The following is a 21,597-nucleotide window of genomic DNA, read 5'->3' as shown; positions in this document are numbered from 1 at the left end:
CTCAGTCTGTGGTTGCCAGCGCCGGCATCGGTGCGGGTTTGGGCTTATGGAAAAGCCGCTCCAGCCACAAGTATATGACCGGAGTGGTAAACAGCGTCAGCGCCTGGCTCACCAGCAAGCCGCCGACCACCGCGATGCCCAATGGCTGGCGCAGTTCGGCGCCAGCGCCGTAGCCGAACATCAGCGGCAGCGCGCCGAGCAGGGCGGCGAGGGTGGTCATGATGATTGGCCGGAATCGCGTGATACAGGCCTGGTAGATCGCCTCTTCCGGCGGCAATCCACCTTTGCGCTGAGCTTCCAGCGCGAAGTCGATCATCAAAATGCCGTTCTTCTTCACGATGCCGATCAGCAACACCAGCCCGATCAACGCCATGATCGAAAAGTCCTGCCCGCAAATCCACAGCATGATCACCGCGCCGAGGCCTGCCGACGGCAGGGTCGAGATGATGGTCAGCGGATGCACGAAGCTCTCGTAGAGCACGCCGAGAATGATGTACACCGCCACTAGCGCCGCCAGGATCAACCACGGCTGGCTGGCCAGGGAACTCTGGAACGCTTGCGCCGCGCCCTGGAAGTTACCGCTCATGGCCGCCGGCATGCCGATCTCGGCCTTGGCCTGGTTGAGCATGATCACCGCATCGCCCAACGCCACGCCGGGCGCGAGGTTGAACGAAAGGTTGGCGGCCGGGAACATGCCGTCATGGGCGATGGACAGCGGGCCGACCGTTGGCGCATCGAATTTGGCCAGCGCCGACAGTGGCACCATTTCTCCGCTCAGGGGCGAGCGCAGGTAGAAATAGTTGAGGCTTTCGGCCTTGCCGCGTTGCTTGGTGTCCAGTTCCAGAATCACGTTGTACTGGTTGATCTGGGTCTGGAACTCGTTGATTTGCCGCTGGCCAAACGCGTCGTACAGCGCTTCGTCGACGTCACTGGCAGTCAGGCCGAAACGCGCCGCGGCGCTGCGGTCGATGCTGATGTGGGTGATGCTGCCGCCCAGTTGCAGGTCGTTGGAAATGTCGCGGAACGCCGGGTTGGCGCGCAGTTTTTCCGTGAGGCGCTGGGTCCAGGTGCTGAGGGTCGCGCCGTCGTTGCTCTTGAGCACGTATTGGTACTGCGCGCGACTCGGGCCAGAGCTGAGGTTGATGTCCTGGCCTGCGCGCAGATATAGCACGATGCCCGGGACTTTCATCAGTTGCGGACGAATCCGGTCGATGAATTGGCTGGCCGAGACGTCGCGGTCGCCGCGCTTTTTCAGGGAGATCCAGAAGCGACCGTTGGCGATGGTCTGGTTACTGCCCGAGACGCCCACCGAGTGGGAAAACGCCTGGACCGCAGGATCCGCCGCGACGATTTCGGCCATCGCCAGGTGTTTTTTCACCATGTCGCCGTAGGAAATATCGGCGGCGGCTTCCGTGGTGCCGAGGACAAAACCGGTGTCCTGCACCGGGAAGAAGCCTTTGGGGATAAAGATGTAACCGGCGACCGCCAGTCCCAAAGACAGAAAGAAAACGCTGATCATCAGCTTTTGATGGGAGAGGGCGCGGCGCAGAAGTTTTTCATAGCCTGCCAGCAAGCGATCGCCAAATGTAGGTTTGCTGTGGGCGTGATGCACCGGCGCACGCATGAACAGCGCGGCAAGAGTTGGTGCCAACGTCAGCGAGACCACCACCGAAATCATGATGGTCGACGTGGCAGTCAGGGCGAATTCCTTGAACAGTCGCCCGACCACGCCACCCATAAACAGCAGCGGGATAAACGCCGCCACCAGCGAGAAACTGATCGAGACCACGGTAAAGCCAATCTCGCCGGCGCCCTTGATCGCCGCCTCGCGCATGCCGTCGCCGGCCTCGAGATGGCGGTGAATGTTCTCCACCACCACAATCGCATCGTCGACCACAAACCCCACGGCCACCACGATCGCCACCAGCGTCAGGTTGTTCAGGCTGAAGCCCATGATGTACATCAGGGCGAAACTGGCGGTCAGCGACACGCCGAGCACCGCGGATACGATCAGCGTTGCCGACCACTGACGCAGGAACAGCGCCATCACCGCCACCACCAGCATGATCGCGATCAGCAGGGTGACTTCCACTTCATGCAGCGAGGCGCGAATGGTCTGGGTGCGGTCGACCAGCACTTTGACCTGCACCGAAGCCGGCAGCATGGCTTCGAGGCCGGGCAGGGCGGCCTGGATGCGATCCACGGTTTCAACGATGTTGGCGCCCGGTTGCCGGGAAATCACCAGGTTCACCCCCGGCTTGTCACCGGCCCAGGCTTGCACGTAGGCATTTTCCGAACCGTCGACGACATTGGCGACATCCTTGAGGTGAACCGGGGCACCGTCCTTGTAGGAAATGATGAGCTGGCTGTATTCCTCGGGATGGAACAGCTGATCGTTGGTCGACAGCGTGGAAATGCTCGACTCACCGTACAACGCACCTTTGGCCAGGTTGAGGCTGGCCTGCTGGATCGCCAGGCGAATGTCCGCCAGCGTCAGGCCAATAGCCGCGATTTTGTCCGCCGAGGCTTGAACGCGGATCGCCGGACGTTGCTGGCCGGTGATGTTGATTTGGCCTACGCCGTCGATCTGACTGATCTGACGCGAGAGAAGGGTTTCCACCAGGTCGCTGAGTTCCGTGCCGGGCATTTGCGTCGAGTTGACGCTGAGGATCAGCACCGGGCTATCGGCCGGGTTGACCTTGCGCCACGTCGGCAGGTTCGGCATGTCCTTGGGCAGTTTACCGGCGGCGGTGTTGATCGCGGCCTGCACTTCCTGGGCGGCGGTGTCGATGCTTTTATCGAGGGTGAATTGCAGGGTCAGGTTGGTCGAGCCGAGGGCGCTGCTCGAGGTCATCTGGGTCACGCCGGGGATGGCGCTGAATTGCACTTCAAGCGGCGTGGCCACCGATGACGCCATGGTTTCGGGGCTGGCACCGGGCAGTTGCGCGGCGACCTGGATGGTCGGGAATTCGGCTTCCGGCAGCGGCGCGATGGGCAGGCGCGGGAAAGCGATAACGCCGAGCAATACCAGGGCAAAGGTCAGCAGGATCGTCGCCACCGGATGATCGATGCACCAGGCCGAGACCGAGCCGTGGCCCTTCATGGCTTGGGCTCCGATTGCACCACTTGCGGCGGCTCGGTCAGCACCTGCACGGTCGAGCCGGGTTTGAGCCGCGATTGGCCGTCGCTGACCAGCACATCGCCCGGTTTGACGCCTTTGATGATGTCCTGGCCGCTGCCTTGGTGGACCATTTGTACGGTGACAGTTTCGACCTTGTCGCCTTTGACCCGGTACACGAAATGTTGATCGAGGCCACGCTGTACGACGGTGGGCGGGACCACCAGCGCATCTTTATCCAGGGCTGTCTGAATTTTTACCGTCACCAGCAGGCCCGGCCAGAGTTTCTGCCCGGGGTTGTTGAATTCGGCCTTGGCGCGGATGGTCCCGGTGTTGGCGTTGATCTGGTTGTCGATCAGGGTCAGGTGGCCTTCGCCCAGCAGGTTGCCGGTTTCGCCGTCGGTGTCGGCGCCGATGTAAGCCTTCACTTGTGCACGCTCGGGGTCGCCGATCAGGCCTTGCAGGGTCGGCAGCATTTGTTGCGGCAGGGAGAACTCGACGGCGATCGGGTCGATCTGCGTCACGGTGAACAGGCCCTGGGTGTCGGTCATGCGCAGGAAGTTGCCTTCGTCCACCGTGCGAATACCGACGCGGCCGGTGACCGGGGAGCGAATCTGTGTGTAGGAGAGTTGCACTTGAGCGGCGTCGATTGACGCTTGATTGCCTTGGGCGGTGGCTTTGAGCTGGTTGACCAGGGCTTGTTGCTGGTCATAGGTCTGTTTGGATACGCCGTCGTCGACGCTCAGCAGTTTGTAGCGCTTGAGGTTGACCAGGGCGACTTGCAGTTGGGCCTGGCTTTCGCCCAATTGGGCCCGGGCCTGGTCGAGGCTGGCACGGATCGAGCGGTCGTCGATGGTGGCGAGCAGGTCGCCTTGTTTCACCCGTTGGCCTTCTTTGACCAGGATTTTGGTGAGGATGCCGTCGATTTGCGGACGAACTACCACGCTGTGCAGGGACAGGACCGAGCCGATGCCGCTGACATAGCGGGGGACGTCTTTTTCGGTGACGCTGACGACCCGAACCGGGATTGCCGTGGGCGCGGCGAGTTTGGCGGTGGCGGGTTTGGTGGCGTACCACGCGCCTCCTGCTGCCAGGGCAATCAGCAGACCTGCGATCAAGGCGGGTTTTTTCTGAATTCGCATGCGAGTGGGGCGCCGGGCTGGGTGGTCGGGAGTCGGGTCTGGTTTGTACCTTCCTTTATAAACCTGTTCGCCGGTCAGGAAGGTGACTGCTAACTGACGGCGCTGTCAGTTTGGGCTTGGCGGCCTGTGGGCCGACCATGTTGTGGTTGATCGGGTGCATATCCATTCCTGCGGTAACGGCCACTTAGGGTTTCGCCCTTACGGCGACTCACTTTTTTTACAAGCGCCTAAAAAAAGTAAGCAAAAAAACGCTCGCCCCAAGCGTCCGGCCCCTCGCTAAGGCTCGGCGTTCCTTCGCTCCGGTATCCATCCGGGGACACTGCCCTCCGGTCTGCTTCGCGACGACCTACATGCAGCGTGTTCGACTGCGTCGAACGGCGCTACGCGCCACTCCCCGGATGAACACCTCCACTCAGCCTCCCGAAGGGGCGGGTGGATCAAGATCAAAAGCTGCAGGCGAGCTAACGCTCGGCCTGATGAGTGGTGAGGAGCGACCGGTGTATGCCGAACCATTGTGGGCGAGCCTGCTCGCGATGGCGGCCTGCCAGCCGACCAGTCTCTTGCAGATGTACATCATCACTGTGGGAGCTGGCCTGCCAGCGATGGCGGCCTGACAGCCGACCAGTCTCTAGCCGATGTACACCAAACCCTGTGGGAGCTGGCTTGCCAGCGATGGCGGCCTGACAGCCGACCAATTTCTTGCAGATGTACACCAACCCCCTGTGGGAGCTGGCCTGCCAGCGATGGCGGACTGACAGTCAACCAATCTCTTCCCGTTGCCTCGATTGATCGTTCCCATGCTCCGCGTGGGAATGCCGCCCGGGACGCTCCGCGTTCCATTTTTGTGTGTTGAAAGATGTGTAAGAAACACAGTGTTTTCCCACGCATTTTTCAGGTTGCCGGGTAGGAAGCGTGTTCTCTAACCTGTGGCTGTCGCTGCAAATTCAGCGACCGGGCGTGAGATCCCCGGCAACTAGTATGCATCTAGCGCCAATGTCACCATAATTGGCGCCAGCTTATCCGCTGCCTGTAAATGCGTTATGGCGGCTGTGTGCGGGCAGACTTCGGTCTGGCCGGGTGCCTACTACCGGTGATCTCACACTGCACATAGCTGCCACCTCTTCGCCGCTTGAGATCCGGCGAATGGTGGCACCCATTTCAGTAGGAGTTTGCATGGATAAGTTAATCCCCGATCCACCCATCGACACCACCACTCCCCGCGAAGAGACCACCCAGGCCGAATCGCTGATCAAAGACCACGAAGCCATAAAACGCGCGCTCGATTACTACCTCGATCCCCCCGAGCGCTACAGCGCAAAACCGCGTCGCCCGAGCACGATGTTTGTGGTCGCCCCTGAGGTTGATTCTGAAAGTCTGTTGGCCCATGCCTGTGAGTCTTTGGCGTCGGCGAGTGTGATGAGCAGTGATTTTGCGATGAGTCTGGAGGGGCCGCAGCGGCATACGCTGATGGCGATTCAGCAGGTCATCATGCTGGCGGAGTTGGCGGTGAATCGGGTGCTGGATAGGGTTGAGCTTCCGGCTTAGATTGCGTTTGGTCTGGTAAACCGCGGTTTCGTTCTTCGCGAGTAAGCCCGCTCCCACAGGTACTGCGGTGTTCTTGTGGGAGCGGGCTTGCTCGCGAAGGCGGTGTGTCAGTGGACACAAAACCCGACGGACTCGCTTGCAGCGTGAAGCTTGCGGCTCTGGACACAGGTATACTGCCGCCTTTCGCGGCTCGCTGACCGGGCCCGACTTTTTGCATCACCCCGGAGCTTTCATGACTTCCCCGACACAACCGCCGGTTGCTGACGCTTTGAGCGACGACCAGGCAGACCTGCCAGACAGCGTCGACTCCAGCGCAGACAGCGAATCCAAAGCCGCGATCCCGGCGTTCAAATTCCCGTTCAAACCGGGGGATCTGGCCGCCGCGAAGAACGCCAGCCAGCCTTGGTACAAGAATGGCGCGAAGAATGGCCATACCAAGACGCCTGGGGCGGCGCCTCCTGGGACTCGTCGGTCGATGGGTAAGCGCTGAGTTTCTATTTCTGCGGTGCCTGATCCATCGCCATCGCGAGCAGGCTCGCTCCCACATTTGATCTCCTCAAGACACAGATTTTGTGTACGACGAGGATCCCCTGTGGGAGCGAGCCTGCTCGCGATGAGGCAATAACAGGCGATACATCTTCAGGATCAAGCCGCCCGCAACGATATAAACGCATAGTTCACCGGCGCTTCAGTCGCCACTTGCGCTCCAGCCGCCAGCACTTGTCCGGCGATATCGTCGCCCGACACATGGAACTGCCATTCACTGCCTGAGCCCGCCAGCGGCTGACCGGCAAGCTGATCAATAACCATGGCAAACGCATTCATATCCGGCAGATAAGCCGTAAACCCATCCCCCTTCAGCGCTGTAGTCCGAATCCCCAGCAACCCGCAAATCGCATCCTTGGTCTGAATGTCATCGCGATCCGCCTGACGTGAACGCTGGATCAATCCTGCCAGTTCCTGATCCACCAGCTCACCACCGATGATCAAGTCCGGGCCCTGTTCCCACGATTCGGGCGGGCATTCCTTCACTGCCGTGTTCAGCGCAATGTGCGGATTGATTTCCATTGGGTAGATGCGGCACACCAGCGGGCGGCGTTCGTAGATGCGGCAGAGGTTGTCTTCGTCAAGATTCCGGCAGGGGCCGACGTTGTAGGCGGCGAAGGTGATCGCCACGTACGCCTCGGACGTACCGCTTCGGACCACCACTGAACGGCGTTCGGCGTGTTCGCGTTGCTGCACGGGCAGGCCCAGGCCGTTGCCCAGGAAACCTTCCACCAACACGATCACCTGACCGCCGTCGGCCGCCCACATGCGGGCTTCGGCCAGGGTCAGGGGCACGTGGTGGTCGTTGCAGCATTTGCCGCAACCTACGCAGGAAAAAGTCGTATTCATTGAGCGGCAGGTCGCTTCCTAAGGCATGAAACGGCGCCAGAAAGACACCGCGAAAGCACGTTTCGAAGCAAGTTATGCGCCATTCACTGGGCTTTGGCGGTGGGGCGGATGGAGTCCCACTCGGTCACGTAGGCGGTTTTGGTCTTTTTGTTGTAGAGGCACAGCTCGGTGCCTTGCTGGCCTTTCATGTGTTTTTGCGGGTATTGGCCTTGCAGCAGGAGCGCGGTGTAGCCGACCCGGTCGTCGAATTGCGCGGCGTTACCGACGGGTTTGGCGTTTTTCAGGCCGCTCGCTTTGCTGCAGCTGGCGAGCACGGCTTTGTCGTAGGCAGCCCAGGCGTCAGGGCTGGAGGCGTGGGCCTGGGTGGCGAGGGCGGTAAGGCAGAGGAAGGTCAGGGTGGCGGTTTTCATGGGGCTGGCATCCTTGGGCGGTGAGTTGGCCGAGGGGGGAGTATGCCTGATGGTGTTGGGTTGAATGTGTCGGCCTCATCGCCAGCAGGCTGGCTCCCACAGGGGGTACGCGATTAAATGTGGGAGATTCTATGTTGCCCGGCAACCCTGAATTCTCAGGCTGACAGGTATTCGCTCTGATTTTTCATCAGGGCAAATGCCACTCGACAGAGCTTTCGGGCCAAGGCAACCAAGGCCTGGGTTTTCGAGAAGCCTCTAGCCAGGTATGCCTCGTAAAACGGCTTCCATTTAGGCGAGCGACACGCCGCCATTGCGGCGTTGTACGCCAAACGACGAACCTCCGGATCTCCTTTTTTGGTCAGGTACCGCTGCCCATTCTTCTTGCCGGAGTCTTCGACTGCCAAGTCCATTCCCAGGAATGCGATGAACGCATCGCTGTTCGCAAAATCGCCCCGCATAAAGGTCGTCGCCAACCCGGTTGCGGTCAGTTCCCCAACGCCTTCGATGGCTTTGCAGCGATCAATATTCGCCTCAATTCCCGCCTCTTTGCTGACCTTGCGCAGCAGTTTCTGAATCGCCTGATCCGCTTGCTTGAACGCCTTCTGCTGAGCGACCTGCACTTTCTTCAACAAGGGTTCATTGGCCCAACTCAACATCAGCCCAGCATGGTTCTGGATCAGCGTTGCACGTCTGTGAAGCAGGCTTTTCAGCGAGCTGTAGGCCTTGGGTGGCGGGCTCCAGACCCGCAGTTTGCTTTGTTCATTCTCCAGGTAACGCGCCAGCAAACGCGCATCGCAGGGATCGTTCTTGGCTCGTTGACCAACGCCACGGCGGTAATGACTCACGCGATAAGCATCCACCACGTAGACCTGATGACCCATCTCATGGGCCAGCTCTACCGTGTCCAAGTGGTAGATGTTGGTGGCTTCAACGGCGATAGCGCTTTGGGCAGGCAGGGTTTTAAGCCAACGCTTGAGGGCGGTTCGATCGTTCTTGATGTCTTGAATGATTTGCAGGTCGGTGCGATAGACAGCAATTTGGGCCTTGGCGATATCGATACCAACAACCGTCTGCGAAGTAAGGATTGTCATGACGAATCCTCGGAGCTAGGGTTTAAGTGCTTGTTGGGGTCTACCGTTGCGCTGGCTTGTCTCTATCGTCGGTTTACCGATGAATTCCTTATCGGCGCTTTGGGTAGAAGGGGCGGGACGAGAAGTCTCCCACAGTCTGTACTGGTCAGAGTCAGAATCGAGTCTGTAGTCCCACCCACCCCTTCAAGTCTAAACATACAAGCGAGCCTGCTCGCGATGGCGGTGTATCAGACGGGAACCTGCTCTCGGCGGACGACATACATCCCGGCACTTTCATACAGCCGTTGCGCCCGAAGGTTGTCTTCCAATACCTTCAAATCCACAAAGCCTTCCCGGCGATCCTGAAACACCTTGAAAGCATGCAGCAGCAACGCACGACCCAATCCGAGGCCCTGAGCCTGTGGATGCACCACCAAACTCTTGATGTACGCGCTGGTCCAGCACTGGCAAACACCGACGATGTTTCCGCCATCCAGAGCAATGAAACACAGGCTCGGATCGTATTCTGGATCGGTCTCAAATCGCTGTTGCCAGACATCCAGTGCCGGCACACGACCACCGCCCTCTCTATGCCCCTGTTCCATCAAGTGATGAACGGCGTCAGCCAGTTCGGGGCGGTATTCGACGAGGACTATTCCCTCGGGCCAGGTGATCGCGGGCACAACCTCAGCAAGGTTGCGCCGCATCAAAAAGCAAAATTGCTCGGCCAAGACTCAGTGACCTTGTTCGGCGACGGCCTTGGCCGCCTCGATCAGGCATCGGGTCAGTTCCGGTGAGGAGAACTTGGTCAGCACCGCGTTGGCTCCGGCCAGGCGCGCTTTCTCGCTGTTCATCGCACTGTCCAGCGACGTGTGCAGCAGCACATAAAGGTGCGAGAAGTCCGGCGTCTCGCGCAGGGTGCGGGTGAAGGCATAGCCGTCCATCTCCGACATTTCGATGTCTGAGACGATCAGGTTGATCTGCTGCGCCGTGCCTTGCAGGTCCAGCAGGCAGTCGATGGCTTCCTTGGCACTGCGGGCGGTGTGGCATTGCAGGCCGAGGTTGCGCAGGGTGTGCACCGATTGCTGCAGCGCGACCTGGCTGTCGTCGACCACCAGAATCCGCGCGTTGCCCAGCACTTCGGCGTCCTCCATGCTCAGTTCGGTCGGCGCCATTTCGATCTGCGCCGGGGCGATGCCGTGGATGACCTTTTCGATGTCCAGCACTTGCACCAGTGTGCCGTCGACCGACGTCACGCCGGTGATGTAGGAACGCACGCCGCCGGAGCCGAAGGGCGGCGGGCGGATGTCGGTGGTCAGGCAGTGGACGATCTTGCTCACGGCCTGAACGTGCAGGCCCTGCTTGGAACGGCTGACGTCGGTGACGATCAGGCAGCCACCGTTCGGGTCTTCCAACGGCCGCTCGCCGATGGCCCGGCTGAGGTCGATCACCGACAACGAGGCGCCGCGCAGGGTGGCGATGCCTTTGACGTGGGGATGCGACTCCGGCAGCTTGGTCAATGGCGGGCAGGGGATGATCTCGCTGACTTTCAGCAGGTTGATCGCCATCAGCTTGCCGCTGCGCAAGGTAAACAGCAGAAGCGAAAGTGAGTCTGCGCGGGCTTTGGTGGTGGACATAAAAACCTTCTGTGGAAAAAGGTGATCGGCGAATAAAAAGTCGCCAAAAGCTATTGATGCCGGGTTATCGACTTGTTGGGGGCAGGCTTTAGGCTAAATACCCATTGGCAGCCAAACGGTGATCCCCTGTGGCGAGGGAGCTTGCTCCCGCTCGGCTGCGCAGCAGTCGCAAAACCTGCGCCTGCGGATTGCCCGACAAAACGCGTCGTCTGATTTGGGAGCGCTTCGCACTCCAGCGGGAGCAAGCTCCCTCGCCACAGGGGGCGCTACTTCATCCCCAGCCGCTTGGCCATCCGCCCGAGATTCGCCCGGTCCAGGCCCAGCTCACGGGCCGCGCTCGCCCAGTTGTCGTGATGCCGTTCCAGGCAAGCGCTGATCAATTGTCGCTGATAATTTTCGGTGGCCTCACGCAAATCTCCCGCGACCAAAACAGCAGGGCTGGCCGCCGGTTGCTCGGTGGCGGCGATTTCGACGCTGCCAGTGGGCAAATCCAGATCCGCCGCACTCAAACTGAGAATCTTCGGCCGTTCCTTGCAGTTGCCCAACGCTTTCAACGCGCTGCGACCAATCAAATGCTCCAGCTCCCGCACATTCCCCGGCCAACCATACGCCAGCAGTGCCGCTTGCGCGTCGCTGTTCAGGCGCAGGCTACTAAGGCCCATCCGCGAGCGGTTCTGTTCCAGGAAATAACCGCTGAGCAGCAACACATCGCGCCCGCGATCACGCAGGGCCGGCACCAGCAGCGGGTAAACACTCAGGCGATGGTAGAAGTCAGCACGGTAGCGGCCGCTGCGCACTTCTTCGGCCAGGTCGCGGTTGGTCGCCGCGATCAGCCGCACGTCGACTTGATGCTCTTTATCCGACCCCAGGCGCTGCAACTGGCCGCTTTGCAGCACCCGCAACAACTTGGCCTGCACGGTCAGCGACAGTTCGCCGACTTCATCGAGAAATAGCGTTCCGCCATTGGCCAGTTCGAACTTGCCGCGTCGATCGTTCGTGGCGCCAGTGAACGCGCCGCGCACATGGCCGAACAATTCGCTTTCCACCAATGTGTCCGGCAGGGCGGCGCAGTTGAGGCTGATGATCGGTTTGTCGGCCCGAGGCGAGGCGGCGTGAATCGCCTGCGCCACCAATTCCTTGCCGACCCCGGTTTCGCCGGTGATCAGCACGGTCAGGTCGCTGCCGCCCACCAGGTTGATCTCTTCCACCAGGCGTTTATGGGCCTTGCTCTGGCCGATCATCTCGCGGTTCTGCTGGCCGCTGGCCTGACGGTAGACCTCGGCGCGCTGGTGCTCGTCTTCGGCGCGATTGGCCAGGCGTTCGATGCGTTCGGCGGCGTTGACGGTGGCCGCGGCGAGGCTGGCGAAGGCTTGCAGGGCGTCCAGTTCGATGGGTTCGAATTGTTCCGGGTCGAGGGCGTCGAGGGTCAGCAAGCCCCACGGGCGCTCGTCGATAAACAGCGGGCAGCCCATGCAGTCGTGGACTTCCAGATGCTCGTCGAGACCGTCGACCAAACCGTCGTAAGGGTCGGGCAAGTCGCTGTCGGCGGCGAACCGGGTCGGGCCGTGGCTGCTGAGCAACGCCTCGAAGCGTGGGTGTTCGCTGACTTTGAAACGCCGGCCCAAGGTGTCGGTGCTCAACCCATCGACGGCCAGCGGCACCAGCCATTCGCCATCCAGGCGCAGCAGGGCGGCGGCATCGCAGGGGAGCAGGGCGCGCATGGCTTCGAGCAGGCGTCGATAGCGCTCGCCTTCGGGCAGTTCGCGGGACAGGTCGGAGACCAGCGGCAGTAGGGCGGTGAGCAGAGATTTTGCAGTCATAGTGACTCCGTGTAGTCGGTATGACTATAAGGCAGTGTGTGTCGATATGACTATCTTGTTTATAAGATATTGATTTTAAACGTTTAAATTTCTGGCATGGAAAGTGATAAGTCTAGGGCAATCAGTTAGTAACCCAAGTAGCCCAGGAGTCACTTTATGCTTAGCGTTCAAGACCGAGCCATCGTCAAATCCACCGTGCCGCTGCTGGAAAGCGGTGGCGAAGCGCTGATCACTCACTTCTACCGCATGATGCTCTCCGAATACCCGGAAGTGCGTCCGCTGTTCAACCAGGCCCACCAGGCCAGCGGTGATCAGCCTCGCGCCTTGGCCAACGGCGTTTTGATGTACGCGCGTCACATCGACCAGCTCGATCAGTTGGGCGACTTGGTCGCCAAGATCATCAACAAGCACGTGGCCCTGCAAATCCTGCCCGAACACTACCCGATTGTCGGCAATTGCCTGCTGCGCGCCATTTCCGAAGTGCTGGGCGACGAAATCGCCACCCCTGAAGTGATGAGTGCCTGGGGCGCGGCCTACGGTCAATTGGCCGATATCCTGATCGGCGCCGAAACCAGCATCTACGATCAAAAGGAACAAGCCCCCGGCGGCTGGCGCGGGGCGCGTGAATTCATCGTCGCGGCCAAGGTCGAGGAAAGCGCGGAAATCACCTCGTTCTACTTCGAACCTGCGGACAAAGGCGCGATTCTGGCGGCTGAACCGGGCCAGTACATCGGCATGAAACTGATCCTCGATGGCGAAGAGATCCGCCGTAACTATTCGTTGTCGGCGCTGGCCAACAAAGGTCAATACCGCATCAGCGTCAAGCGTGAGACCGGTGGCCGCGCCTCTAACCACTTGCACGATCAACTGCATGTCGGCTCGAGCATTCAGCTGTTCCCGCCATCGGGCGAGTTCACCCTGACCGCCAGTGACAAACCGTTGGTGCTGATCAGCGGCGGCGTCGGTATCACCCCGACGCTGGCGATGCTGGAAGCGGCGCTGGCGACTGAGCGGCCGGTGCACTTTATCCACTGCGCGCGCAACGGCAGTGTTCACGCCTTCCGCGACTGGATCGATGGCTTGGCCGCGCGTCACCCGCAGCTCAAGCGCTTCTATTGCTACGCCGAAGATGACGGCGTGAGCCCGGCGGCGGACAAGGTCGGGTTGTTGAGCCGGGAGCAATTGGGTGAGTGGCTGCCCGAGCAGCGTGATGTGGATGCTTACTTCCTGGGGCCGAAAGGGTTTATGGCGGCGATCAAGCGTCACTTGAAAGCCTTGGGTGTGCCGGAGAAGCAGAGCCGTTACGAGTTCTTCGGGCCGGCTTCGGCGTTGGAATAAGCCTCTCTCCCTGATCGTTCCCAGGATAGACCGAGTCGCCTTCATCGCGAGCAGGCTCGCTCCCACACTTGACCGCGTTCTTTCAGGGGAATGCGATCGAATGTGGGAGCGAGCCTGCTCGCGATTGGCCCACCTCGGTCTTCATTCGTAAAAACCTTCGAAAGTTAATCCCTCCTTAACTGGTTTATCGTCTATTCCCCGATCACCACCGGAACGCGCCGGGCTCTCAAAGGTTGGAGCCTGCGTGTAGACTTCCGGGCAATCGATCTTTACAAGGGAAACGCGATGAGCGAGGAAACGATGCGGTTGGGACGTGAACGGCGCTATCTGGTGTTGCTGGGCATCATCTGCCTGGCGCTGATCGGTGGCGCGCTGTACATGCAAATTGTGCTGGGCGAGGCGCCGTGCCCGCTGTGCATCCTGCAACGTTATGCGCTGTTGCTGATTGCGCTGTTTGCCTTCATTGGCGCGGCCATGCGCACCCGTCGCAGCATCACGGTGTTCGAGACGCTGGTGGTCATCTGCGCCATCGCAGGCGTCGGGGTGGCCGGGCATCACGTCTACACCCAGTTCTACCCGGCAGTGAGTTGTGGCATCGATGTGCTGCAACCGATTGTCGATGGACTGCCGCTGGCGAAGATCTTCCCGCTGGGCTTCCAGGTCGATGGCTTCTGCTCCACGCCGTATCCGCCGATCCTCGGTTTGTCGCTGGCGCAGTGGGCGCTGGTGGCGTTCGTGCTGATCGTGGTGCTGGTGCCGCTGCTCACTTCGCGTAACCGCAAAGCGTTGCGCTGAGGTCATCCGCCACTCGCGCGGACGATCCGTTACTGAAACGAAAAACGCCCCGGTCCTTCATCAAGAGGACCGGGGCGTTTTGCATTTCAGGGTCGGCGTAAAAAGTTAGTGATGTGCGGCAGCGAAGGGTGCGACACGTGTGCGACATGTTGTCACAGCGAGGCTGTCGCAAGGCATTTCAAGGTGCCTGATTGGTGCATAGCCAGACAACGAAATTGGCCTGCTCAGGCGTCTGTCGATTTAAAGGCTATCACGCGCAAGCAGGCAGTTTTAACAGGGGCTGGCGAATCGCCAGAGCCCTTGTCTGATAGGGGCTAGGGCATCCTCGAAGCGTCTGCGCAAGCCCTGATAGCTGTCTGAACTGCGTGCGGTAGACCTACAAATTTTGGTGTTTTTGTTGAGAATGAATTTCGATAAGATGCCGCACTTTTGCAAAAACCGTTAATGATTGTTGCTGGAATGGATAAAAATTATTTCGGGATGAGACATGGTTTATGGATCGTTACGTATCTACAATCGCCCGCACTGAATTCCGGCACTGCTCACCTTGAGCAGGAAAACAGGGCGTCGAGGAGCTGAACGCTTCGTGCGACTCCCAGGTGTCGGAGCCTTCCAACTATCCGCACCAAATGGAATTGGTCTGTAACAAGGCCTTTGACCACGAATTCGAATAAGAACTTACCGCTAGCCCAGGATTTGTCGAACAGCGTCTGACGCGCGACGGGCAGCCCTTATTCAATCCAAGAAAAATGCCAACCCTTGGCAGGGTGAAGTGTTGGCGATCAAAACCCAACTGCATTGCGCAAGCTGCTTTAGAGGTCGTGAGATGAGTAAAAACAGGTACCCCAGACTACTAGGCTTATTGCCGCTGCTCGGCACGTTGTTGCTGTCAGGCTGCAACATGACCTTGCTCGATCCCAAGGGCCAGGTTGGCCTGGATGAGCGAAACCTGATCATCACCGCAACGCTGCTGATGCTTCTGGTCGTGGTACCGGTCATCGTCATGACCTTCCTGTTCGCCTGGAAATACCGCGCCTCCAACACCGACGCCGTCTACACGCCGAAGTGGTCGCACTCCACCAAGATCGAAATCGCAGTGTGGACGATCCCGGTACTGATCATCATTGCCCTGGGTTACATCACCTACAAGTCGACCCACGCGCTGGATCCTTACAAGCCGCTGGAGTCCGACGTCAAGCCAATCACCATTGAAGTGGTCGCGCTGGACTGGAAGTGGATGTTCATCTATCCGGAGCAAGGCATCGCCACCGTCAACAAGATCGTGTTCCCGGCGCACACGCCGATCAACTTCAAGGTGACTTCGGACTCCGTGATGAACTCGTTCTTCATCCCGGCCCTGGGCGGCCAGATCTACGCGATGGCCGGCATGCAGACCAAACTGCACCTGATCGCCAACCAGAACGCTGAAATGGACGGTATCTCCGCCAACTACAGCGGCGCTGGTTTCACCGGCATGAAATTCAAGGCTATCGCCACTTCCCAGGAAGATTTCGACGCCTGGGTAAGTGAAGTCAAAAAGGCACCTAAACAGCTTGAAGAAGCTGAATACGCAGCCCTTTCCAAGCCGAGCCAGAACAACCCAGTCGAGCTCTACTCCTCGGTCACTCCGAACCTGTTCCAGATCATCGTCGACAAGTACGAAGGCATGAAACCGGGTCCGAAGGTCAAGCACGAGAAGAAAGAGAAAGAAGTGGCCGCTACGCAAGGAATGGACATGAACTCGCATTCAGCTGCCGGGGCAGAGGAGTAAACGATGTTTGGTAAATTAAGTTGGGAAGCGGTCCCGTTCCACGAACCGATCGTGATGATTACCATCGCCATGATCGCGCTCGGCGGTCTGGCGCTGTTCGCTGCAATCACCTACTTCAAGAAGTGGACTTATTTGTGGACCGAGTGGCTGACCTCGGTCGACCACAAGAAAATCGGCGTGATGTACATCATCGTCGCCATGGTCATGCTGCTGCGCGGTTTTGCCGACGCCATCATGATGCGTACCCAGCTGGCCATGGCCACCGAGGGTTCGCCTGGCTACCTGCCACCTGAACACTATGACCAGATCTTCACCGCTCACGGTGTGATCATGATCATCTTCATGGCGATGCCATTCTTCACCGGCCTGATGAACCTTGCAGTGCCGCTGCAGATCGGCGCGCGTGACGTTGCCTATCCGTTCCTGAACTCCTTGAGCTTCTGGCTGCTGGTATCGGGCGTGGTGCTGATCAACCTGTCCCTGGGCGTCGGCGAATTCGCCAAGACCGGCTGGGTTGCCTATCCGCCGCTGTCGGGCCTGCAATACAGCCCTGGCGTGGGGATGGATTACTACATCTGGGCGCTACAGCTATCCGGGTTAGGTACGACGCTGACGGGGGTCAACTTCCTGGCCACCGTCCTGAAGATGCGTACCCCTGGCATGAAGCTGATGGACATGCCGATCTTCACTTGGACCTGCACCTGGGCCAACGTCCTGATCGTGGCTTCGTTCCCTATCCTGACCGCTACCCTGGCACTGCTGACGCTTGACCGTTACATGGATTTCCACATTTTCACCAATGAACTTGGTGGCAATCCGATGATGTACGTCAACCTGTTCTGGGCCTGGGGTCACCCTGAGGTTTACATCCTGATTCTGCCGGCGTTCGGGATCTTCTCCGAAGTCATCTCGACCTTCACCGGCAAGCGTCTGTTCGGCCACCACTCGATGGTCTACGCATCGGGCGCGATCTCGATCCTGGGCTTCATGGTCTGGCTGCACCACTTCTTCACCATGGGTTCGGGTGCCAGCGTCAACGCCTTCTTCGGTCTGGCGACGATGCTGATTTCGATCCCGACGGGTGTGAAGCTATTCAACTGGCTGTTCACCATTTACCAAGGCCGTCTGCGTTTCACCAGCCAGGTTCTGTGGACCCTGGGCTTCATGGTGACCTTCGCCATCGGCGGCATGACCGGCGTATTGCTGGCCATCCCGGGTGCTGACTTCGTCCTGCACAACAGCCTGTTCGTGATCGCTCACTTCCACAACGTGATCATCGGCGGTGCCGTGTTCGGTTACATCGCCGGCTTCGCTTTCTACTTCCCTAAAGCGTTCGGCTTCAAGCTGCACGAAGGTTGGGGCAAGGCAGCGTTCTGGTTCTGGATCTCGGGCTTCTTCGTCGCGTTCATGCCGCTCTATGCACTGGGCTTCATGGGCATGACCCGTCGTCTGAACGCCACCACCAACCCTGAGTGGGTGCCGTACCTGTACGTCGCCATGTTCGGTGCGGTGATGATCGCTGTGGGTATCGCTTGCCAGCTGATCCAGCTCTACGTGAGTGTGCGTGATCGCAACAAGCCGGAAAACATGTGCGAACACGGCGACCCGTGGAATGCCCACACGCTGGAATGGTCGACCTCGTCGCCACCACCGTTCTACAACTTCGCTGTGCTGCCAAAAGCCGAAACCATCGACCCGTTCACCGAAGCCAAGGAAAACGGTACCGCGTACCAGGCTCCGGCCAAGTACGAGCCGATCCACATGCCAAACAACACCGCGACCGGTGTGGTCATGGGCGCTCTGTTGACTGTGTTCGGTTTCGCGATGATCTGGCACATCTGGTGGCTGGCCATCGTTGGCCTGGTTGGCACCGTGGTCTACTTCGTGATCCACGCTGCACGTGATGACCAAGGCTACATGGTGCCGGTCGAGACAATCGAACGCATCGAAGCCGAGCAGCACAAGCGTCTGGTAGCGGCCGGGAAAATCCCAGCCACCGCCACCCGTGTTGAAACCTCGTTGGAACAGGCTTAAACCATGTCGAACTTAGTGACCAATGCTGGACACACCCATGTCGATGGACATGGGCACGATGACCATCACCACGACTCGGGCGAGATGACCGTATTCGGTTTCTGGCTCTACCTGATGACCGACTGCATCCTGTTTGCGTCGATCTTCGCGGTCTACGCGGTACTGGTTAACAACGTAGCGGGTGGCCCGTCGGGCCACGACATCTTCGAACTGCCATACGTACTGGGCGAAACCGCTCTGCTGCTGTTCAGTTCGATCACCTACGGCTTCGCCATGCTGGCGTTGTTCAAGGGCAAGAAGAATCAGGTCCTGGGCTGGTTGGGCATGACCTTCCTGCTGGGCGCCGGCTTTATCGCCATGGAGATCAACGAGTTCCACATCTTGATCGCCGAAGGTTACGGCCCTAGCCGCAGCGGCTTCCTGTCCGGGTTCTTCACCCTGGTCGGCACCCACGGTCTGCACGTGACCAGTGGTCTGATCTGGATGGCGATCATGATGTACCAGGTGCAGAAAAACGGCCTGACGGCGACCAACAAGACCCGTCTGAGCTGCCTGAGCCTGTTCTGGCACTTCCTGGACGTGGTGTGGATCTGCGTATTCACCGTTGTTTATCTGATGGGGACTATGTAAATGGCTAACGCTCATTCCCACGATAGCCACGACGCCGGCCACGGCAGCGTCAAGTCTTACGCTATCGGTTTCATTCTGTCGGTGATCCTGACCGTCATTCCATTCGGCCTGGTGATGTACCCATCGCTGCCGAAAGCCATGACCCTGTGGATCGTACTGGCCTTCGCAGTGATCCAGGTGCTGGTGCACCTGGTGTACTTCCTCCACCTGGACCGTTCGGCCGCGCAGCGTAACAACGTGATTGCGTTTGTTTTCGCCGCCATCGTGATCGTCCTGCTGGTTGGCCTGTCGCTGTGGATCATGTTCAGCATCCACACCAACATGATGGCGCACTGAGGTAAATCCGGATGTCCTTGAAGCACTTTATCCAAATCACCAAACCGGGGATCATTTTCGGTAACGTGCTTTCTGTGGCAGGCGGATTTTTCCTGGCCTCGAAAGGGCATGTCGATCTGGCCATTTTCCTGGCCGCAATGATCGGCACCTCCCTGGTAGTGGCTTCCGGTTGCGTGTTCAACAACTGCATCGACCGCGACATCGACCTGAAGATGGAACGCACCAAAAACCGGGCGCTGGTCCAGGGCTTGATCTCCCTGAAACTGGCCCTGGCTTTTGCGACCGTCCTGGGTGTTTTCGGCGTTGCACTGTTGTACAAAGTGGCCAACCCGTTGGCCGCGTTGTTCGCGGTGATCGGCTTTGTCATCTACGTCGGCTTCTACAGCCTGTACCTCAAGCGCAAGTCGGTTCACGGCACGCTGGTGGGCAGTCTGTCGGGCGCAATGCCGCCGGTGATTGGCTACGTGGCTGTGACCAACAGCTTCGACATGGCCGCTCTGACGCTGCTGGTGATGTTCAGCCTGTGGCAGATGCCGCATTCCTACGCCATCGCGATCTTCCGCTTCAACGATTACCTGGCCGCATCGATTCCGGTGCTGCCTGTGAAGCGCGGAATCCAGGTGGCCAAGAAGCACATCCTGCTCTACATCCTGGCGTTCCTCGTGGCGACCTTGATGCTGACATTCAGCGGCTACGCCGGCATGAGCTACCTCGCCGTCGCCGCAGCCATGGGCATGTACTGGTTGTACATGGCCTGGACCGGCTACAAGGCAGTGGATGACACGGTCTGGGCACGCAAGCTGTTCGTGTTCTCGATCTTCACCATTACCGCGTTGAGTGTGATGATGTCCCTGGACTTCAAAGTGCCGAGCGAGTTGTTGCTGACGTACGCGCCTTAAACGTCGGATGCTGTAAATAAAAGCCCCGCCCTTCGAGAGAAGGGTGGGGCTTTTTGTTGGAACAGCAAAAGATCGCAGCCTCGTTTCACTCGACAGCTCCTACATTGGAATGCGTACTCCCTGTAGGAGCTGTCGAGTGAAACGAGGCTGCGATCTTTTGATCTTGGACTAATGGCCTCAGCAAACCTCAGCGATCAAGCAGCCGGAAAAACCGCTCGCGCACCTGCGGGCTATCGCTGTGCGCCACGTTGAAACGCAGGAAGCTGCTGGCATCAGCGGCTTTGCTCAACAGAGTGCCAGGCGCCAGCACCAGATCGTTTTCAAGGCCTTTGCTGGCCAGCGTTTCGGCATGCAGTCCTTCGGGCAGTCGTGTCCAGATGAACAGCCCTTCACCCGGTATCGATGACACCGAGCATCCAGCCTCTGTCAGCCATTTCGTCACGCGACTGCTCGATTCATACAGGCGATCAACCGTGCGCCGGGTGTGTTTGGCGTAGCTGCCGTTACTGAGCATGGTGCAGGTGATCTGCTCCGCCAGTTCCGAGGTCACGCCGCCGCAGGCTATCTTCAAAGTGATCAGTCGTGCGGCCAATTGTGGCGATAGCGCGGTATAGCTGACCCGGCTGTTGGCGGTCAGGGTCTTGGAGAAACCGGAGACGTAACTGACATTGTCCAGACCGCTCGCGGCCAGGCGCGGGGTGCGTCTTTGCTGGATGTCGCCATACAAGTCATCTTCGAGGATGTGGACGCCGTAACGGTGGCTCAGCTCCAGCAAGCGATATACCTGGGCGGCGGAGAACGAGTGCCCGGTCGGGTTGTGCAGCGTGCTGTTGGTCATGTACAGCACGGGGCGATGGGCGATCAGCAATTGCTCGAAGGCTTCCAGATCCAGGCCGTCGCAATCGCGGGCGATGGTGATGACCTTGGCGCCGTGCAACGCCAGGTTGGTGTGCATGTTGAAATAACACGGATCGTCGAGCAGCACGGTGTCGCCGGGTTTTATCAACAGGCGCATCAGCAGGTCGATGGCCTGTACGGTGTTGGCGGTGGTGATGATCTGCGCCACTGGCACCTCGATGCCGACGGTCGACAGCTTGACCCGCAACGCCTCGCGCAGCGGGAGGTAACCACCGACCTCGCCATATTCGCCCATGCGCAGCGCGGTCGCGCGAAGGGTGCTGCGCACGGCTTTGAGCAGTTCGTCGGCGGGCAGCCACGAGGCTGGCAGAAATCCGCAGCCGGGACGCAGCGCACCGTTGTCCAGCAGCATTGCGCGGCGGACCCGGCTGAGCGTGTCTTGGGGTTGTAGATTTGGGGCCGCTGCGTGTTGGGGAGAGGGGCTCGGGCGATGGATGTAATGCCCCGAACCTTGGCGTGAGACCACCAGCCCCTTGGCCCGCAAGCGGTCGAGGGCGTCGACCACCGTGGATTTACCGACGTTCATCAACTCGGAGAGTTCGCGAATCGGCGGCAACTTGGCCCCGTTAGGCAGGCCTCCCTGGCTGATGGCCGCAGACAACTGATCGACGATCTGCTGCACCAGCGGCACTCCTGGCTGGAACTCGATGGCGGCGATGACGGCGCGCTGCATTTTACTGGTCTCCCTGGCAGTAAAGTTTGTTGGATCTTATACGAAGTTGCCCTGATCAAGACACGC

Annotated in this window: 18 protein-coding genes; 9 read left to right on the top strand and 9 right to left on the bottom strand. The window is 59.5% G+C overall.

Annotated features, from left to right (window positions below):
- Position 1: 1 nt before the first annotated feature.
- Together ACA053_RS23965 and ACA053_RS23960 are read right to left on the bottom strand one after the other, a co-directional pair.
- Positions 2-3,103 (bottom strand): multidrug efflux RND transporter permease subunit, encoded by a 3,102-nt coding sequence (locus tag ACA053_RS23965; protein ID WP_497393867.1) that lies wholly within the window; start codon positions 3,101-3,103, stop codon positions 2-4.
- Positions 3,100-4,260, bottom strand: a complete 1,161-nt coding sequence (locus tag ACA053_RS23960) for an efflux RND transporter periplasmic adaptor subunit (RefSeq protein ID WP_497393865.1) — start codon at positions 4,258-4,260, stop codon at positions 3,100-3,102. Before ACA053_RS23960 ends, ACA053_RS23965 begins: the two co-directional genes overlap by 4 nt.
- Before the next feature lie 1,173 nt (positions 4,261-5,433).
- On the opposite strand from ACA053_RS23960, the gene ACA053_RS23955 reads away from it, so the two are divergent.
- Together ACA053_RS23955 and ACA053_RS23950 are read left to right on the top strand one after the other, a co-directional pair.
- Complete coding sequence (locus ACA053_RS23955; protein WP_497393864.1) at positions 5,434-5,805, top strand: DUF6124 family protein; 372 nt, start codon at positions 5,434-5,436, stop codon at positions 5,803-5,805.
- 232 nt (positions 5,806-6,037) lie between these two features.
- Complete coding sequence (locus tag ACA053_RS23950) at positions 6,038-6,295, top strand: hypothetical protein (protein ID WP_109634687.1); 258 nt, start codon at positions 6,038-6,040, stop codon at positions 6,293-6,295.
- A 155-nt stretch (positions 6,296-6,450) separates the two neighbouring features.
- Here ACA053_RS23950 and ACA053_RS23945 read toward each other — a convergent pair whose 3' ends face one another.
- From ACA053_RS23945 to norR, 6 genes are all read right to left on the bottom strand, one after another.
- The gene (locus ACA053_RS23945; RefSeq protein WP_497393863.1) at positions 6,451-7,200 is read right to left on the bottom strand and encodes a YkgJ family cysteine cluster protein; all 750 of its coding nucleotides are present in this window, start codon (positions 7,198-7,200) and stop codon (positions 6,451-6,453) included.
- 83 nt (positions 7,201-7,283) lie between these two features.
- Positions 7,284-7,610 carry a hypothetical protein gene (locus ACA053_RS23940; RefSeq protein ID WP_109634685.1) on the bottom strand — a complete coding sequence of 109 codons (327 nt, stop codon included), beginning with the start codon at positions 7,608-7,610 and terminating at the stop codon, positions 7,284-7,286.
- 155 nt (positions 7,611-7,765) lie between these two features.
- Entirely contained in the window at positions 7,766-8,701 is a 936-nt protein-coding gene (locus ACA053_RS23935) for an IS110 family transposase (protein ID WP_497312732.1), read from the bottom strand.
- A 227-nt stretch (positions 8,702-8,928) separates the two neighbouring features.
- Positions 8,929-9,387, bottom strand: coding sequence for a GNAT family N-acetyltransferase (locus ACA053_RS23930; protein WP_109636218.1), 459 nt, complete (start codon positions 9,385-9,387; stop codon positions 8,929-8,931).
- A gap of 27 nt (positions 9,388-9,414) precedes the next feature.
- Entirely contained in the window at positions 9,415-10,317 is a 903-nt protein-coding gene (locus ACA053_RS23925; protein WP_010458072.1) for a chemotaxis protein CheV, read from the bottom strand.
- A 266-nt stretch (positions 10,318-10,583) separates the two neighbouring features.
- Positions 10,584-12,137 carry a nitric oxide reductase transcriptional regulator NorR gene (gene norR, locus ACA053_RS23920; protein WP_497393862.1) on the bottom strand — a complete coding sequence of 518 codons (1,554 nt, stop codon included), beginning with the start codon at positions 12,135-12,137 and terminating at the stop codon, positions 10,584-10,586.
- 156 nt (positions 12,138-12,293) lie between these two features.
- Here norR and hmpA point away from each other — a divergent pair, with 156 nt between their 5' ends.
- The 7 genes from hmpA to cyoE all read left to right on the top strand — a co-directional run bounded on the left by hmpA (position 12,294) and on the right by cyoE (position 19,940).
- Positions 12,294-13,475 carry an NO-inducible flavohemoprotein gene (gene hmpA, locus ACA053_RS23915; protein ID WP_497313591.1) on the top strand — a complete coding sequence of 394 codons (1,182 nt, stop codon included), beginning with the start codon at positions 12,294-12,296 and terminating at the stop codon, positions 13,473-13,475.
- Between the two features lie 285 nt (positions 13,476-13,760).
- Positions 13,761-14,270, top strand: a complete 510-nt coding sequence (locus tag ACA053_RS23910; RefSeq protein ID WP_497313589.1) for a disulfide bond formation protein B — start codon at positions 13,761-13,763, stop codon at positions 14,268-14,270.
- 826 nt (positions 14,271-15,096) lie between these two features.
- Positions 15,097-16,041 (top strand): ubiquinol oxidase subunit II, encoded by a 945-nt coding sequence (cyoA, locus tag ACA053_RS23905; protein WP_497313587.1) that lies wholly within the window; start codon positions 15,097-15,099, stop codon positions 16,039-16,041.
- Positions 16,042-16,044: 3 nt separating this feature from the next.
- Positions 16,045-18,075, top strand: coding sequence for a cytochrome o ubiquinol oxidase subunit I (cyoB, locus tag ACA053_RS23900; RefSeq protein ID WP_109634676.1), 2,031 nt, complete (start codon positions 16,045-16,047; stop codon positions 18,073-18,075).
- Positions 18,076-18,078: 3 nt separating this feature from the next.
- The gene (locus ACA053_RS23895; RefSeq protein ID WP_109634674.1) at positions 18,079-18,705 is read left to right on the top strand and encodes a cytochrome o ubiquinol oxidase subunit III; all 627 of its coding nucleotides are present in this window, start codon (positions 18,079-18,081) and stop codon (positions 18,703-18,705) included.
- Positions 18,706-19,041 (top strand): cytochrome o ubiquinol oxidase subunit IV, encoded by a 336-nt coding sequence (gene cyoD / locus ACA053_RS23890; RefSeq protein WP_096481055.1) that lies wholly within the window; start codon positions 18,706-18,708, stop codon positions 19,039-19,041.
- 11 nt (positions 19,042-19,052) lie between these two features.
- A complete protein-coding gene (cyoE, locus tag ACA053_RS23885) occupies positions 19,053-19,940 on the top strand; it encodes a heme o synthase (RefSeq protein WP_497313584.1) in 888 nt (295 codons plus the stop codon).
- A 187-nt stretch (positions 19,941-20,127) separates the two neighbouring features.
- On the opposite strand, the gene ACA053_RS23880 is transcribed toward cyoE, so the two are convergent.
- A complete protein-coding gene (locus ACA053_RS23880) occupies positions 20,128-21,531 on the bottom strand; it encodes an aminotransferase-like domain-containing protein (RefSeq protein ID WP_497313582.1) in 1,404 nt (467 codons plus the stop codon).
- Positions 21,532-21,597: the final 66 nt, after the last annotated feature.

The organism is Pseudomonas sp. LBUM1672 (assembly GCF_059695655.1).
The sequence above is the reverse complement of the archived record's forward strand: the minus strand, read 5'-3'. Positions and strand labels throughout refer to the sequence as shown.